This is a genomic window from Marinobacter daepoensis DSM 16072 (genome assembly GCF_000421165.1).
GTDB lineage: Bacteria > Pseudomonadota > Gammaproteobacteria > Pseudomonadales > Oleiphilaceae > Marinobacter > Marinobacter daepoensis.
Window position 1 is genome coordinate 146,275 of the sequence record NZ_ATWI01000009.1, and the last position, 15,051, is coordinate 161,325.

At 56.3% G+C, this 15,051-nt stretch carries 11 protein-coding genes and 1 pseudogene; 4 read left to right on the forward strand and 8 right to left on the reverse strand.

Annotated elements, in window-relative coordinates; all coding sequences use genetic code 11:
- The first annotated feature begins 89 nt into the window (after nt 1–89).
- Both serS and cobA read left to right on the forward strand, forming a co-directional pair.
- Complete coding sequence (serS, locus tag K325_RS0106130; RefSeq protein ID WP_029653390.1) at nt 90–1,364, forward strand: serine--tRNA ligase; 1,275 nt, start codon at nt 90–92, stop codon at nt 1,362–1,364.
- A gap of 98 nt (nt 1,365–1,462) precedes the next feature.
- A pseudogene (cobA, locus tag K325_RS0106135) lies at nt 1,463–2,215 on the forward strand (uroporphyrinogen-III C-methyltransferase); the annotation flags it as partial.
- A 16-nt stretch (nt 2,216–2,231) separates the two neighbouring features.
- Here the strand turns inward: cobA and K325_RS0106140 are convergent.
- Nucleotides 2,232–3,311, reverse strand: a complete 1,080-nt coding sequence (locus K325_RS0106140) for a 3-deoxy-7-phosphoheptulonate synthase (RefSeq protein ID WP_029653392.1) — start codon at nt 3,309–3,311, stop codon at nt 2,232–2,234.
- A gap of 262 nt (nt 3,312–3,573) precedes the next feature.
- On the opposite strand from K325_RS0106140, the gene K325_RS0106145 reads away from it, so the two are divergent.
- Together K325_RS0106145 and K325_RS0106150 are read left to right on the forward strand one after the other, a co-directional pair.
- On the forward strand, nt 3,574–5,328 hold the full coding sequence (locus tag K325_RS0106145) for a DUF1631 family protein (protein WP_228128400.1): 1,755 nt from the start codon (nt 3,574–3,576) through the stop codon (nt 5,326–5,328).
- A gap of 9 nt (nt 5,329–5,337) precedes the next feature.
- A complete protein-coding gene (locus K325_RS0106150) occupies nt 5,338–5,748 on the forward strand; it encodes a PilZ domain-containing protein (protein WP_029653394.1) in 411 nt (136 codons plus the stop codon).
- Between the two features lie 54 nt (nt 5,749–5,802).
- Here the strand turns inward: K325_RS0106150 and K325_RS0106155 are convergent, their stop codons facing one another.
- The 7 genes from K325_RS0106155 to gloB all read right to left on the reverse strand — a co-directional run bounded on the left by K325_RS0106155 (nt 5,803) and on the right by gloB (nt 14,951).
- The gene (locus K325_RS0106155) at nt 5,803–6,588 is read right to left on the reverse strand and encodes an enoyl-ACP reductase FabI (RefSeq protein WP_029653395.1); all 786 of its coding nucleotides are present in this window, start codon (nt 6,586–6,588) and stop codon (nt 5,803–5,805) included.
- A gap of 67 nt (nt 6,589–6,655) precedes the next feature.
- Nucleotides 6,656–8,254, reverse strand: coding sequence for an ABC transporter ATP-binding protein (locus tag K325_RS0106160; RefSeq protein ID WP_029653396.1), 1,599 nt, complete (start codon nt 8,252–8,254; stop codon nt 6,656–6,658).
- A 1-nt stretch (nt 8,255) separates the two neighbouring features.
- The gene (locus K325_RS0106165; protein WP_029653397.1) at nt 8,256–9,278 is read right to left on the reverse strand and encodes an ABC transporter permease; all 1,023 of its coding nucleotides are present in this window, start codon (nt 9,276–9,278) and stop codon (nt 8,256–8,258) included.
- Between the two features lie 2 nt (nt 9,279–9,280).
- The gene (locus tag K325_RS0106170) at nt 9,281–10,366 is read right to left on the reverse strand and encodes a microcin C ABC transporter permease YejB (RefSeq protein WP_029653398.1); all 1,086 of its coding nucleotides are present in this window, start codon (nt 10,364–10,366) and stop codon (nt 9,281–9,283) included.
- A gap of 44 nt (nt 10,367–10,410) precedes the next feature.
- Complete coding sequence (locus K325_RS0106175; protein ID WP_228128401.1) at nt 10,411–12,216, reverse strand: extracellular solute-binding protein; 1,806 nt, start codon at nt 12,214–12,216, stop codon at nt 10,411–10,413.
- A gap of 36 nt (nt 12,217–12,252) precedes the next feature.
- Nucleotides 12,253–13,995 (reverse strand): lytic transglycosylase, encoded by a 1,743-nt coding sequence (locus tag K325_RS0106180; protein WP_029653400.1) that lies wholly within the window; start codon nt 13,993–13,995, stop codon nt 12,253–12,255.
- Nucleotides 13,996–14,159: 164 nt separating this feature from the next.
- Nucleotides 14,160–14,951 carry a hydroxyacylglutathione hydrolase gene (gloB, locus tag K325_RS0106185; RefSeq protein ID WP_029653401.1) on the reverse strand — a complete coding sequence of 264 codons (792 nt, stop codon included), beginning with the start codon at nt 14,949–14,951 and terminating at the stop codon, nt 14,160–14,162.
- Nucleotides 14,952–15,051: the final 100 nt, after the last annotated feature.

Sequence of the window (15,051 nt, forward strand, 5' to 3'; positions counted from 1 at the left end):
TCGTGATCTTTCCGATAGTGGCCACCGCATTCACGGCAGGTATAATGCCTCTATCACCATTTATTCGTTAACCGGAAATCAGGAAAAACATGCTCGATCCGAAACGTGTCCGTACACAGACTGAAGAGATCGCCCGTCGGCTGGCCATCAAGAATTTCGAGTTTGATATTGCCACCTTCGAGCAACTGGAGGAGCGCCGCCGGGCCATCCAGGTTCGTACTGAAACCTTGCAGAGCGAGCAAAACAAACGGTCGAAATCCATTGGCAAAGCCAAGGCTGCGGGCGAGGACATCAAACCCCTGCTTGACGAGGTTGAGAGCCTGAAGAAGCAGCGTGGTGAAGCTGAGGATGAGTTGCGTTCGGTGCAGGAATCCCTGAATGCCTTCTTTGCCGGGATTCCGAACCTTCCGGATGAAGACGTTCCGGCGGGAGAGAGTGAGGACGACAACGTCGAAACCCGCGTTTGGGGAACGCCAACAACGTTCGAATTTCAGCCGAAGGACCATGTTACGCTGGGCGAAGAACTGAAGGGGCTGGATTTTGAAAAGGCCACACACCTGGCCCACTCACGGTTTGCGGTCATGCGTGGTCAATTGGCCCGATTGCACCGTGCACTGGCGCAGTTCATGCTGGATCAGCACACCCTGAAGCATGGCTACACCGAAACCTATGTGCCTTATCTGGTGAATGCCAATACCTTGTTTGGTACCGGGCAATTGCCGAAATTCGAGGAAGACCTGTTCAGGACCGCCGGCGATAACCCGCTTTACCTAATACCGACGGCGGAAGTACCGGTAACCAATCTGGTGGCAGACACCATTCTGGACGATGCGGAGCTGCCCCTTCGGCTGGTGTGCCATACTCCGTGCTTTCGGAGTGAGGCCGGTTCCTACGGTCGGGATGTTCGCGGCATGATTCGTCTGCACCAGTTTGACAAGGTCGAGCTGGTGCAGGTCGTCCGGCCAGAGGAGTCCGCACAGGCGCTGGAGGAGCTGACAGGGCATGCCGAAAAGATTCTTCAGTTACTGGGTCTCCCTTATCGGGTGGTGACCCTTTGCGGTGGTGACATGGGCTTCTCCGCCGCCAAGACATACGATCTGGAGGTCTGGCTGCCAGGGCAGGGCAAATACCGGGAAATCTCATCCTGCTCCAACACCCGGGATTTTCAGGCCCGTCGGATGCAGGCTCGTTGGCGGAATCCCGAAACCGGTAAACCAGAACCGGTGAACACATTGAATGGCTCCGGGCTGGCCGTTGGCCGGGCAATGGTGGCCGTTATGGAAAACTATCAGCAGGCGGACGGCAGCATTCTTGTGCCTGACGTTCTCAGGCCCTATATGGGTGGAGTAGAGCGTATTCAATGACAGATCACTCACGGGATATACCAGGGACGGGCGTACCCGTAGGGTCTGCGCCAGCACGCTACCGGGTTAACCCGGTAACGGATAATCCGAACAATTCCGCCGGAGAGGTGGCGCTGGTCGGAGCCGGCCCTGGTGATCCTGAGCTGCTGACTCTGAAAGCCTGGCGACTGATTCAGTCGGCGGATGTCGTGTTATACGATCGGCTGGTGTCACCAGAAATCATGGCGCTGATTCCGGATGGCGCGCGGAAGGTCCACGTCGGTAAGCAGCGGGCGAATCATACCTTGCCGCAGGATCAGATTAATCAGCGTCTGGTTGACCTTGCCAGAGAAGGGCATCGTGTAGTCCGCCTGAAAGGGGGGGACCCCTTTATCTTTGGTCGTGGTGGAGAGGAAATCGAAACGCTGGCGGCGGCCGGTGTTCGTTTTCAGGTGGTGCCGGGCATCACCGCGGCGTCGGGGTGTGCTGCTTATGCGGGTATTCCACTGACCCATCGCGATCATGCTCAGTCTGTGCGGTTCATCACCGGGCATCTGAAAAATGATACCTGTAATCTCCCCTGGAAAGACTTCGTCCAGAACAACCAGACGCTGGTGTTTTATATGGGGCTGGTCGGATTGCCAATCATCAGCCGGGAACTGATGGCCCATGGCATGGCTCAGGATACGCCTGTTGCGTTGGTCTCAAAAGGCACGACACCGGAACAGGAGGTTATTACTGGTACACTTGAGAATATTGTCGAGCGGGTTCAGCAAAAAGGGGCCCAGGCGCCGACACTGGTGATTATTGGTAACGTTGTGTCTTTGCGAAACCGGCTGGATTGGCTGGGCAGAGAAGAAGCCGGGCGCTGAGGCCCGGCTACCGACTTCAGGCGGATGTTGCCCGCTTGGGCAACACCTCTTTGAGCTTGTCACGCATGTCGCGAATGGCTTTTTCGGTGGTTTCCCAGTCGATGCAGGCATCGGTTACCGACACACCGTACTTCAAGTCTGCAAGATCGTCCGGAAGCGACTGACTCCCCCAGTTAATATGACTTTCTACCATCAGGCTCTGGATGGACTGATTACCCTCCAGAATCTGGTGGGTTACGTCCTGCATGACCAGCGGCTGAATAGCCGGGTCTTTGTTTGAGTTCGCGTGGCTGCAGTCAACCATAATGGACTTGCGCAGACCAGCCTTGTCGAGGGCCTGTTCACAGAGGGCTACGTTGACCGAATCGTAGTTGGGCTTCCCGCCACCACCGCGCAGCACCACATGACCATAATGGTTGCCTTTGGTGCGGATAATGGCGACTTTTCCCTGTTGGTCAATGCCCAGGAAACTGTGAGGGTGGGACACTGATTTCATCGCGTTGACTGCGACATCAAGGCTGCCATCGGTGCCGTTTTTGAAACCAATCGCCATCGACAGGCCACTGCTCATTTCACGATGAGTCTGAGACTCGGTCGTTCTGGCCCCGATGGCAGACCAGGCAATGCTGTCTTGCAGGTACTGGGGGGAAATCGGGTCCAGGGCTTCGGTAGCCACTGGGATGCCCATTTCATTGATGTCCAGCAGCAGGCGCCGACCGATATGAAGACCCTGTTCAATATCAAAGGTGTCATTCAGGTGGGGGTCGTTGATCAGCCCTTTCCATCCCACGGTTGTGCGGGGCTTTTCAAAGTAGACCCGCATAACCAGCAGGAGAGTGTCACTGACTTCGTCAGCGAGCTTTTTCAGACGGCTGGCGTAGTCGCGGGCAGCCTCAACGTCATGGATTGAGCAGGGCCCGACAACGATGAACAGGCGGTGGTCCTTGCCATCCATGATGTTGTAGATGGCCTGGCGACCATTGGCGACGGTTTCCGCTGCCGTGTCAGACAGTGGCATCTCTTGTTTGAGCGCTTCAGGAGTGATCAGTGTTTCCTGACTGGCCACGTTCAGGTTTTCCAGTTTCTTGCCTGACATCTTGGTGTGCTTCCCCGAATCTTGTCGTTACCTCATCCGGGAGTATTCATTCTTTTGTCCGGATGATTGAAGATAATTGCGAATGGCGCCGTCACTTGGTTGCGGTAAACCCCGGCGAGTTGGTTATACTGCGTTATTTAAAGGCCCTTTTCAACGCTTCTCAATGCTTCAGGACAACAGGTAAAGGATGTCACCCTCATCGAAGAAACCACAGGCAGTCTCTGCTTCCAGAAAGGTGGTTTCGGAAAGGATCACTCAGGTTTTGTCCGGAATACGTGTACCGGATCTCCCATATCCCGCGAGCAAACGCCTGGCCGAGTCGGAGCCGGACTGGCGCCCGTTGCTGTTGTCTTGCTGGACTGAGCAGCGTGATGAACGGGTTACCCGGGTTCTGCGTTCGGTAGACATTGAGTGGACCGTTCGGCAAGTCAACGCGGCCTACCTTTCGGATCGGATTATGGATGTGTTCCTGAAAACATCCGGTTTGCACACCACTCTGGTTAGTCGAATTGCCCGGCTCCGGTTCTGGCTGGCCTGGCAACTGGATCTGTCTGGCGCAGAGGCCTTTGGAAGTGATGTGTTGCTTGACTGGCTGGACAATCTTCAGGAGTGGCGAGGCTGGAGTGACACGGGGGGGCGTTCGTCCCGGCTGTTGCTGGATCAGCTGGACAGTCTGGTTGTTGCGGTCTCTGCGAGCTTTGAGGCTAAGAGTCGAGAGGCACTGGAGACTTATTGCCGACAATGGCTTGAGGATACTCAGAGGCGTCATGATCAAGTGGCCAGACTGAGGGAGCGCCTCTTTGAAACGGAGCAGGGGGCTTCTCGTCAGCGTCTTGCAGATCAGGTTGCCAGAGCGCTGATTGGTCGCGCATTGACCGGTCGTCAGCTACCCCCTTCAATCACCCGGTTTGTTCGCAGTCACTGGTACAAGGTTCTGAAGCAGAGCGTTTGGGCGGACGGCGTGGACAGCGAAGTTCATCGTCACGCCAACAAACTGCTTGAGTGGATGGTTTGGGTCGGGGACCCGGATCTGTCGGATGGCGACAGAAACCGGTTGTATCATGTAGGCGAGCAGCTTGGTGACCGTATCCGGGATGTCTGGTCGAGAGTGCTGGATCAGGAATTACCTGAGCAATCGTTGCACGACATTCAGTCGGTCATTGTGGCCCGCATCCGGGGTGACGTTCCGGAATTGGTCACGGCCTTGTCTGCAGGGTCTGATTTTTCATGGGATGGAAGCTGGCTCGTGGCTGAAACGCTATCGGCGAATCATGCTGACGATTATGCCGGGCGGTGGTTTTTCGCGGGTGAGGGCACCAAGGAGCAGCGACGTTTCTTTTTTGCCCTGTTGCCGGACAGCGGCGAGGTGTTGTGGACTAATGGCGCGGGCGTGAAGCTTGGGTTGCAGCCCTGGGCTGAGTTTAAAAAGGCGATTCAGTCGGGTGATATCCGGCCCTTGCCAAGGCCAACGGCCTTCGGTGAAGTTTTGTCCGAGGCCCTCGAGGTTTTGTCGAAAGTCTGCTCCAGGCAGCAGGCCCAGCGTGAGGAAGCCGCACGGGAAGCCCGGGCAAAGGCCGAGGCACTCCGAAGGGAGAAAGAAGCGGCGGAGCGTCAGCGGGAAAAAGAAGAGCTCGCGCGTCAGCAGGCTTTGGTGCGTGCCAGGGAGGAAGCTGAACGTCAGCGAATGGCAGACGAACAGGCTGAGCAGGAGCGCCTGCAAAAAGAGGCGGAGCAACTGGCCGAAAAACAGGTGGAGAGCATTTCCCTGGGAGGCTGGATCGTCCTGACCGAAAAGGATCGTCAAACCGATCCGGTAAGGCTCAAGCTGGCTGTTAAAATTTCGGCGTCCCGGAAGTATGTGTTTGTCGACAGGCTTGGGTTGAATCGCCGCGAATGGCTGCAAGACGAACTCGTTGCCGGCGTGGTCAACGGATCTGTCCGGGTACTGGGGAGTTCCGCTGAGTTTGACGACACCCTGAGTCGCGTGGTGGGGCGCATCCGTGTTGGACGGAACTGAGGTTAGGTTATGAGCGATGATGACTATGAGTTCGGTGCAGAGAAGGTTCTGCCATCCGGCCAGGAGTTGCGGCAGGAGTACCGATTGATTGCTCGCGCGAGGGCGTGGATTCTGTCCGAGTCACCGGAACCTGGTTCAGAAATGGATGGCGATGTAACTGAGAAGCTCGAATGCCAGGTGCGGGATATTTCAGCGCGGGGATTCAGTCTGTTGTGTACACAGGCGCTGAGCCGGGAATCGATCCTGAGTGCAGAAATCAGCCTTGGAGACGCCGGGGAACGGTTTGTGCTGACGGTTGAGGTTGTGTGGTGTCGGGACGCCGAGTGGGGGCATAGAGTCGGTGTCAGGGTACTGGAATCGGATGAAACCGATTATCTGGAATGGATCGAAGCGGTTGCCGTCGCGTTGACAGAAAACTGAACGAAAAGAGCCGGCACGAAGGCCGGCTCTTTTCTAAGCGTGAGCGTTTGGCGCTCAGGCTTCCAGTTCCGCCATGCCGGTGATATTGAAACCACCATCGACGTACAGAATTTCACCCGTAATACCAGACGCGAGGTCTGAGCTCATGAAAGCCGCCGCGTTGCCGACTTCCTCTGTGGTGACGTTTCGACGCAGGGGCGCTTGTCTGGCGTTCTCTGCCAGCATCCGGCGGAAGCTTTTGATTCCGGAGGCGGCCAGAGTCTTGATCGGTCCGGCAGAGATGCCGTTCACGCGGATGCCTTCTTTGCCAAGGCTGGCGGCCATGTATCGCACGTTTGCTTCAAGCGATGCCTTGGCCAGCCCCATCACGTTGTAGTTCTGCAGAACCCGCTCAGCGCCCAGATAGCTCAGAGTCAACAGGCTGCTGCCCTCATGCATCATCTTGCGGGCGCCTTTGGCCAGCGCGACGAAGCTGTAGGAGCTGATGTCGTGGGCGGTCCGGAAACCATCGCGGGTGGTGACGTCGACGTAATTGCCATCCAGTTCGTGTGCCGGGGCGAAGCCGACCGCGTGAATGATGATGTCGATGTTGTCCCAGTGCTTGCCCAGTTGTTCAAAGACCTGGTCAATCTGTTCGTCGCTGGCGACGTCACAGGGGAAGGTCAGTGTGCTGCCCCACTGTTCCGCGAATTTTTCAACGCGGGACTGCAGCTTTTCGTTTTGATAGGTGAAGGCCATCTCGGCGCCTTCACGGGCAAATGCCTCGGCAATGCCATAGGCGATGGAATGTTTGCTGGCTACGCCAACAATCAGTGCTTTCTTGCCACTGAGGATTCCCATGGGTTTCTGCTCCCTGTGTTCCGTGGTTTCGGCGCATTATCCCCGACCTGTCAGTGCCGGGTAACGCTCAATTGGTCGTAGACTGATAGAAAAACGCAGCGCTTAGCAATTCCCGGGTGTAGGGTTGTTGTGGATCCCGGAAAAGGTTTTCTGCCTCGCCGTATTCCACAATCTGCCCGTGCCTGAGCACCAGAAGTTTATGACTAAGGGCCCGGACAACAGCCAGATCGTGACTGATAAAGATGTAGCTTAGCCCATATCGGGCCTGAATTTCCCGTAAAAGCTCGATAACCTGTTTCTGGACTGTTCGGTCAAGCGCAGACGTTGGCTCATCCAGGATGATCAGGTCGGGTTGAAGGACCAGCGCACGGGCAATCGCGATGCGTTGTCGTTGTCCTCCGGAAAACTCGTGAGGGTAGCGGTGTCGTGCGTCCGGGTCGAGCCCTACGTCCTTCAGGGCCCGGATGACGCTGGCTTCGTGCTGGCCCCTGTTGGCCGGTTCGTGTATCTCCAGTCCTTCGCGAATGATTTCCTCAATCGACATACGGGGGCTCAGGCTCCCGAAAGGGTCCTGAAAAACAATCTGGACCCGTCGCCGCCATGGCTGGAACTCTTTTTGAGAGAGTGATGACAGCTCGTTACCAGCCAGGCTGAACGTGCCAGTGCTGGGGATGAGCTTCAGCAAGGCGTGGCCTAAAGTGGTCTTTCCGCTCCCGCTTTCGCCAACCACGCCCAGGGTTTCGCCCCTGCGTAGTTCGAAACTGACATCCTGAACCGCATGGAAGCTGCTCCGGACTTTGCCAAACAGCGTTTTGCGCAGCGTGAAATGCACATCGAGGTGGCTCGCTGTCATCACGACGTCGGTATTTCCGCTTCGTGGCAGTGGTGCCGCTGGAGGCTCAGACTCAATAAGATTGCGGGTGTAGGGGGTGGTCGGAGCGCTGAAGAGCGGGCCGGTCGGGCCACTCTCGACCTGCTTTCCGTGTTCCATGACGACCACTTGATCGGCGTAGCGGCGAACAATGCTCAGATCATGCGTGATCATCAACACCGCCATGCCGAGCTTTTCTTGTAGTGACTTCAGAAGTTCCAGAACCTGCTTCTGAACGGTAACGTCCAGCGCTGTGGTTGGTTCGTCCGCGATCAGAAGGTCGGGTTCGTTCGCCAGCGCCATGGCGATCATCACCCGCTGTTTCTGGCCGCCGGAGAGCTGGTGGGGATAGCTCTTTAAGCGAGACTCCGGTTCAGGAATCCCTACCAACTCCAGTAATTCAATGCACCGTTTTCGCGCCTGGGGGCCACGCATCCCTTTGTGCAACTCCAGGGTTTCTCCGATCTGCTTCTCAACCGTATGCAGAGGGTTGAGAGACGTCATGGGCTCCTGAAATATCATGCTGATGTGGCTGCCACGAATCTGGCGAAGGCGCCGTTCGTTGGCTTTCAGGAGATCTTCGCCATTGTATAGGATCTGCCCGCTTGGGTAGCTGGCGTGGCGTTCGTCCAGCAATCGCAGGATGGACAGTGCAGACACCGATTTTCCGGAACCGCTCTCGCCAACCAGGGCGACGGTTTGCCCTCTTTCAACGGAGAGGGAAAGCTGATCAACCACCTTGGGGCCGTTGTCGAAGCAGATAGACAGATCCGAGATCGTCAGCAGAGTCTTCATGTCAGTTTTTTCTCGGGTCAAACGCATCACGAACGGCTTCGCCCACGAATACCAACAGGGTGAGCATGACTGCCAGAGAGGCGAACGCGGAGACGCCAAGCCACGGAGCGTGGAGATTGGCTTTCCCCTGGGCGATAAGTTCTCCCAGAGACGGTGAGCCTGAAGGGAGCCCGAAACCCAGGAAATCCAACGATGTCAGGCCGGTAATTGCGCCCGTGAGAATAAAGGGCATAAAGGTCAGGGTGGCGACCATGGCGTTCGGAAGGATGTGTCGAAACATGATGTTTCGGTTTCCAAGGCCAAGGGCCCGGGCAGCTTTCACATACTCGAAGTTACGAGCCCGAAGGAATTCCGCCCTGACTACATCCACCAGCCCCATCCAGCTGAAAAGCAACATAATGCCCAAAAGCCACCAGAAATTGGGTTGAACGATCGACGACAGAATAATGAGGAGGTAGAGCATGGGTAAGCCCGACCAGATCTCGATAAACCTCTGGCCGAACAGGTCGATCTTGCCACCGTAGTATCCCTGAAGAGCACCTGCGGCGACGCCAACAATCGAGCTGGCTACCGTGAGCGTTAACCCGAACAGTACGGAAATCCGGAATCCGTAGATAACCCTTGCTGCGACGTCCCGCCCCTGATCGTCGGTCCCCAGCCAGTTGTCGGCACTGGGTGGTGCAGGTGAGGGGACGTCGAGGTTGTAGTTGATGGTGTCATAGCTGAAGCGAATGGGAGGCCAGAGCATCCAGCCATTGCGCTCGATTTCTTCAGAGATAAAGTCATCCCGGTAGTCGGTTTCGGTGGGAAGGAAGCCACCGAATGTTTCCTCAGGAACCTGTTGGATGACCGGGAAATACCAGTCTCCGTTGTATGAGACGATCAACGGTTTGTCGTTGGCAATCAGTTCGGCACAGAGTGACAAGCCGAACAGGATGAGGAAAAGCCAGAGGCTCCAGAACCCTCTCCGGTTAGCTGTAAAGTTGGCCAGTCGGCGGCGCTGAATTGGCGTAAGGGCGACCATGTTCAGGCTCCCTCCCGGCTTTCAAAGTCGATGCGAGGGTCGACCGCCACATAGGTGAGATCGCTGATCAGTTTCAGGATCAGGCCCATAAGTGTCAGGATGTACAGGGTGCCGAAGATAACCGGGTAATCCCGGTTAAGCGCAGCCTCGAAGCCAAGGAGTCCGAGACCGTCCAGGGAAAAAATCACCTCAATCAACAGCGAACCGGTAAAGAACAGGGATACCAGTACTCCTGGCATGCTGGCGATGACAATCAGCATGGCGTTGCGGAATACATGACCGTAAAGTACCTGTTTCTCTTCCAGGCCCTTGGCTCTGGCTGTGACCACATACTGTTTGCTGATTTCGTCCAGAAAAGAATTTTTGGTCAGCAGGGTCAGGGTTGCGAAGCCTCCAATCACATTGGCCGTCACTGGCAAAGCAAGGTGCCAGAAATAGTCGGCAATTTTCTGGTACCAGGTCATCTGGTCAAAGCCAGGCGAAGTCAGCCCGCGGAGTGGGAACCAGTCGAAATAACTGCCCCCGGCAAACAGGACAATCAGCAGGATAGCGAACAGGAACCCGGGGATGGCATAGCCAATGACAATGGCTGAGCTGGTCCAGACATCAAAGCGGGAGCCATCTGTGACCGCCTTGCGAACCCCGAGGGGGATGGAGACCAGGTAGATGATCAGTGTTGACCAAAGGCCAAGCGAGATGGAGACCGGCATTTTGTCGATGATCAGTTCAACCACGCTGCGGTCCCGGAAGAAGGAGTCACCGAAATCAAAGGTGGCGTAGTCACCGAGCATCTTCAGGAAACGCTCATGCGCTGGCCGGTCAAAACCGTACAGCGTTTCCAGCTCTTCCAGAAGCTCCGGAGGGAGCCCGCGTGATGCACGGGTATCGCCTGTGTTGGTTGAGACTTCCCCTCCGGTATCACCGCCACCGGCACGAGCCAGGGCGCTGCTGCCATGGCCTTCCATCTCGGCGAGTACCTGTTCAATCGGGCCGCCGGGGGCAGCCTGAACGATCACGAAGTTAAGCAACATGATCCCCAACAGGGTGGGGATGATTAGAGCGATCCGGCGAAGAATGTATATGCCCATTAAGGGAGCAATCCTTACTTACAGCCTTGTGAGAGCGAGCGCCATCAGCGTTCAATCCACCAGTTGTTGAGATCGATCCCGTTCTTGGGCGTGGTGTCGGGGCGTTTGAGGTGGCTCCAGTAGGCAACCCGGTCTTTACGCAGATGCCAGTGGGGAACAACGTAGTGGCCGTTCAGGAGCACTCGGTCCAGAGCACGGACCCGGTAGACGAGCTCTTCACGATCCGGGGCCTGTATCACCAGATCAATGAGCTCATCAACAACGGGACTGTTGACGCCAATAGCGTTTCGGGAACCTGTTTCTCCGGCGTTGCTGGAATGCCAGTAATCGCGCTGTTCATTGCCCGGCGAATCTGACTGCGGCAGCACTTGGCTGATCACGTCAAAATCAAAGTTCCGAACACGCTGAATGTACTGATTGCTGTCCACCAGGCGCACAGAGACGTCGATGCCCAGTTTTGCGAGATTGTTTCTGAAAGGCAGGACCACTCGCTCAAAGGTTTTTTGGAACAGCAGGATTTCAAAGCTCAGGGGGTTTCCGGTCTCCTGATGAACCATCTTGCCGTTTTCGATCTTGTATCCGGCCTCAGTCAGGAGCTGCAAAGCGGTGCGCAGGTTATCCCGCAGGCTGGCACCTTCACCGGTATCTGGTGGCGTGTACGCTTTGTTGAAGACCGCCGGGGCCAGTTGGTCCCGGAAAGGCTCCAGAATATCCAGCTCCCGGCCCTCAGGCAGCCCGGTCGAAGCCAGTTCGCTGTTCTCAAAGAAGCTGCGGGTGCGGGTGTATTGCCCGAAAAAGAGATTCTGGTTTGCCCACTGAAAATCAAAGCCGTAAGCCAGAGCTTCGCGAACTTTCGGGTCCTTGAAGGCGGCCCTTCGGGTGTTGAAAATGAATCCTTGCATACCCGTTGGCCGTTGATGCTCTATGGCTTTCTTTTCAATGCTGCCGGTCTCAAACTGGCGGCCCGTGTACGCCGTGGCCCAGTTCTTGGCTGATGTTTCCAGTCGAAAATCAAAGTTGCCCGCTTTGAACGCTTCCAGGGCGACTGTGTCGTCGTTGTAGTACTCGTAGGAAATCTTGTCGAAATTGTACCGGCCTTTGCGTACGCCGAGGTCCGCTGCCCAGTAGTCGTCAACGCGCTCGTAGGTAACTGAGCGCCCGGCATCGTAACTGTCGATGCGGTAGGGGCCGCTGCCAACCGGTGTGGTCAGCCCGCTGCTGCTGAAATCCCGATCAGCCCAGAAGTGTTTTGGCAGAACGGGCATCTGGCCGAGAATCAGGGCCAGTTCGCGGTTATTGGTTTGTGCAAAATCAAAGCGAATCCGATGGCTGTTCTCAATGGTCACCTTTTCAACATCGGCGTAGTAATTGCGATAGAACGGATGCCCCTCTGTGGTCAGAATCCGGTAGGAAAACTCAACATCCTCCGCTGTAATGGGGGCGCCATCCTGAAAGCGGGCATCTTTATTCAGGTTAAATACCACAAAGCTGCGGTCGTCCGGGACTTCAACGGTTTCGGCGATCAGACCATACTCGGAAAACGGTTCATCCGCAGAGGCGTCCAGCAGCGAGTCATAGACATAGGCGTTGACGCCGACAGCAGAGATCCCTCTGATGACGAAAGGGTTAAAGCTGTCAAAGCCGTTGGCAACCACGGACAGTTTCAACTCGCCCCCTTTGGGTGCCTCGGGGTTGACGTAGTCGAAATGGCTGAAGCCTTCCGGATACTTCAGCTCACCGTGCATGGCGATCCCGTGGGATGGGGTGAGGGCGCCTGAGCCGCCCTCGTCTGCCACGGTGAAACAGGCTGTTGCTACCAGAGCCAGCGTCGCCGTGACTCTGCTCAGCATGGACGCTTTCGGTTTTTTTATCATGGTTCTCGCACGTTACGGGCTGTTTCTTATATCCACGTAGAGTACCAGACTTTGCCCGGGTTGGAGATAACGGTCTGTATTAAGATCATTCCATGATGCGATGTCCCGCACATTCACGGAGAAACGGCTGGCGATGGCAGACAGCGAGTCGCCGCTGCGTACCCGGTAACCGACTTTACGGACCATGGCTTTACCGCGACTGTTTGTGGCTACCATGGATGATGCTTTGGCGGTATTGGACCAGATCACCAGGTCTTTTCCCGGAATCAGCGGGTCGCCTGGTGCCATGCCGTTCCAGGCAGCAACTTCGCGAACCGATACCCGATGCTCGCGGGCAATGTCCCAGAAGGTGTCTCCGCGACGGACGGTGTAGCGAAGTTTATTGCCTTTTCGTTTTCGGTCCTGAGTTCGCTCCAGGCGCTGGCTCTGGCTCAGTGCGTATGTATCTGACCCCTTGCTGGCGGACGGAATGAGCAGTTGCTGGCCTATCCGGATGAGGTCACTGTTGAGTTTGTTGACCTGCCGGATGACGGGTGGTGTGGTAGAGAATCGGCGAGCGATGGAGTTCAGGCTGTCGCCTTTTCGGACGCTGTAGTTCTGCCACGAGACCCGCTGTTCCTTCGGAAATTCAGACAGGGCTGCGCGGAATGACTCTGCCTGCCGGGTCGGAACGAGCAGGCGGTGAGGGCCATCTGGATTGGTGGCCCAGCGATTGTACGATGGGTTAAGCAGATATATTTCGTCGATATCCACGCCGGCCAGCTCCGCGGCCTGGGCAAGATCCAGCTGGGAGCCGGTTTCGACCACGTCAAAGTAAGGTTCATCTTTCAGGGGAGGGAGGTCCACGCCATAGGCTTTGGGGTCGTCAAAGATTTTGGCCAGTGCGATCAGTTTCGGCACGTAATGACGGGTTTCTGTGGGAAGCCTAAGGGACCAGTAATCCGTTGGCTTGCCAGCGTTGCGATTACGGCGCATAGCGCTGGAAACGGTGCCGCCGCCGGAGTTGTAGGCCGCGAGCGCCAGTGTGTAGTCACCGTCAAACCGATTTGCAAGGCGATCAAGGTACGTCAGCGCGGCATCGGTGGCGGCGATCACATCCCGCCGGTCATCGTGCCACCAGCTCTGGGTCAGTCCGAAGTACTTCCCGGTCGAGGGAATAAACTGCCACAAGCCAGCGGCCCGGCCATGGGAATAGGCGAATGGGTCGAAGGCGCTTTCAACAACTGGCAACAGGGCCATTTCGCTTGGGAGGCCCCGTTTTTCCGTTTCTTCGATAATGTAATGCAGATAACGTGAACCTCTTTCTACCACACGATCAATGTACCTCGGGTGGCGTGCGTACCAGTCGAGTTGAGCCTGAACCCGCTCGTTATCGACAGAATGGTCCATTGCAAAGCCCGCACGGAGCCGGGACCAGAGATCGTCGTTGTGGGTGGCACCATCCGCGTGCCTCGGGTTATCCAGTTTCTCCCTGGCCTCCTGTGCCTGAGCCCTCAGCTCGGGTGAGATGGCGTCGTCCAGCCGCGCGTTTGCGCCGCTGTCTTTGCCGTTGCCGGCTGCTACATCGGCTTTGAGGTCTTCGTCACCTTTGGCCACAACGACCTGCTCGGAGTCCAGTGGATCGGTCCGCTGCTCCTGCTTGTCGTTTTCAAACCAGGCGGATGGGGTGTGCCAGTTCTCTGCGACCTGGCTGGTGCTGCAACCACTGAAAAAAGTAGATGCAAGAATAACGAAAGGGAGTCGTTTGACCGGCATAAAACGGGTTTCCGGATAGCGCCGACGTTTATCTGTAAAAATGGCCGGCATATTTAACAAGTTACGAACAATAATTGTGTGAAATTCTATGGGAGCGTTTTCAGAACGGTCAAGCTGCCCCGTGTTACGTCTGTGAGATAAATTGTTAATGCGCTCCCAATCACTTAGAAATGGTCCTTGCCGTGCCTGATGGCGGCAAAGATTTCGCAGTCAGAGGTAGCCGGGAGCTGCTTCTGGCTGCAGTACTCTTCCGTCGCTTTAATCACGTCGACGTCGTCCCAGCGCAGGAAAGGGTTCAGGCGTTTTTCCTGGCCGATGGTGGTCGGAACGGTAGGCTTCCCCTGTTGCCTCAGCGCAACGCAATCGGCTTCAAACTGCGCCAGGGCTTGATCGTGCGGAAGCCAGTGCCTAGCAAACCGAAGGTTAGCCAGCGTATATTCATGAGCGCAGTAGACGGCTGTGTTATCAGGAAGTTGTCGCAGGCTCTTAAGAGAATGATGCATTTGCTCCGGGCTGCCCTCGAACAGGCGGCCGCACCCGCAGGCAAACAATGTGTCTCCGCAAAACAAGACGGTGTTGTCATTCACCTGGGTGTTGCTGAAATAAGCGACATGATCAAGTGTGTGCCCTGGGACGGCCATAACATGAAATATCAACCCTTCCCAGGCAACTTCATCCCCCGAGCGAACCGTTTCGGTCGCGCCTTTGAAAGGGGAGTTCTGAGGCCCGATAATCCGGACATCCGGAACGCGTTGACGGATACTGGCTACCCCACCGGTGTGATCCGGGTGGTGATGAGTGATCAGAATGGCGTCGGCCGTTAATCCGTTGGTATTGAGGTAGTCCAGAACCGGGTCAGCCTGCCCGGGGTCTACAATGAGCGTCTTGCCGGATTCAGGGTCGGACAGGCACCAGATGTAGTTGTCGGAAAACGCCGGAACCGGATGAATGCGCAATGTGGCCACCCCATGTGCTTGCTGAATGTGCCTGTTATGATAATCCAACACGGGGCATAGCCCAAGGCGTGGCCGACTGCATGTGCAGTATCCGTCATTG

What these genes read in the sequence shown, in the direction of transcription:
- K325_RS0106180 (WP_029653400.1), bottom strand. Translation starts at nt 13,995, where the DNA reads ATGCCGGTCAAACGACTCCCTTTCGTTATTCTTGCATCTACTTTTTTC.
- K325_RS0106165 (WP_029653397.1), bottom strand. Translation starts at nt 9,278, where the DNA reads ATGGTCGCCCTTACGCCAATTCAGCGCCGCCGACTGGCCAACTTTACA.
- serS (WP_029653390.1), top strand. Translation starts at nt 90, where the DNA reads ATGCTCGATCCGAAACGTGTCCGTACACAGACTGAAGAGATCGCCCGT.
- K325_RS0106140 (WP_029653392.1), bottom strand. Translation starts at nt 3,311, where the DNA reads ATGTCAGGCAAGAAACTGGAAAACCTGAACGTGGCCAGTCAGGAAACA.
- K325_RS0106160 (WP_029653396.1), bottom strand. Translation starts at nt 8,254, where the DNA reads ATGAAGACTCTGCTGACGATCTCGGATCTGTCTATCTGCTTCGACAAC.
- K325_RS0106175 (WP_228128401.1), bottom strand. Translation starts at nt 12,216, where the DNA reads ATGCTGAGCAGAGTCACGGCGACGCTGGCTCTGGTAGCAACAGCCTGT.
- K325_RS0106150 (WP_029653394.1), top strand. Translation starts at nt 5,338, where the DNA reads ATGAGCGATGATGACTATGAGTTCGGTGCAGAGAAGGTTCTGCCATCC.
- K325_RS0106170 (WP_029653398.1), bottom strand. Translation starts at nt 10,366, where the DNA reads ATGGGCATATACATTCTTCGCCGGATCGCTCTAATCATCCCCACCCTG.
- K325_RS0106155 (WP_029653395.1), bottom strand. Translation starts at nt 6,588, where the DNA reads ATGGGAATCCTCAGTGGCAAGAAAGCACTGATTGTTGGCGTAGCCAGC.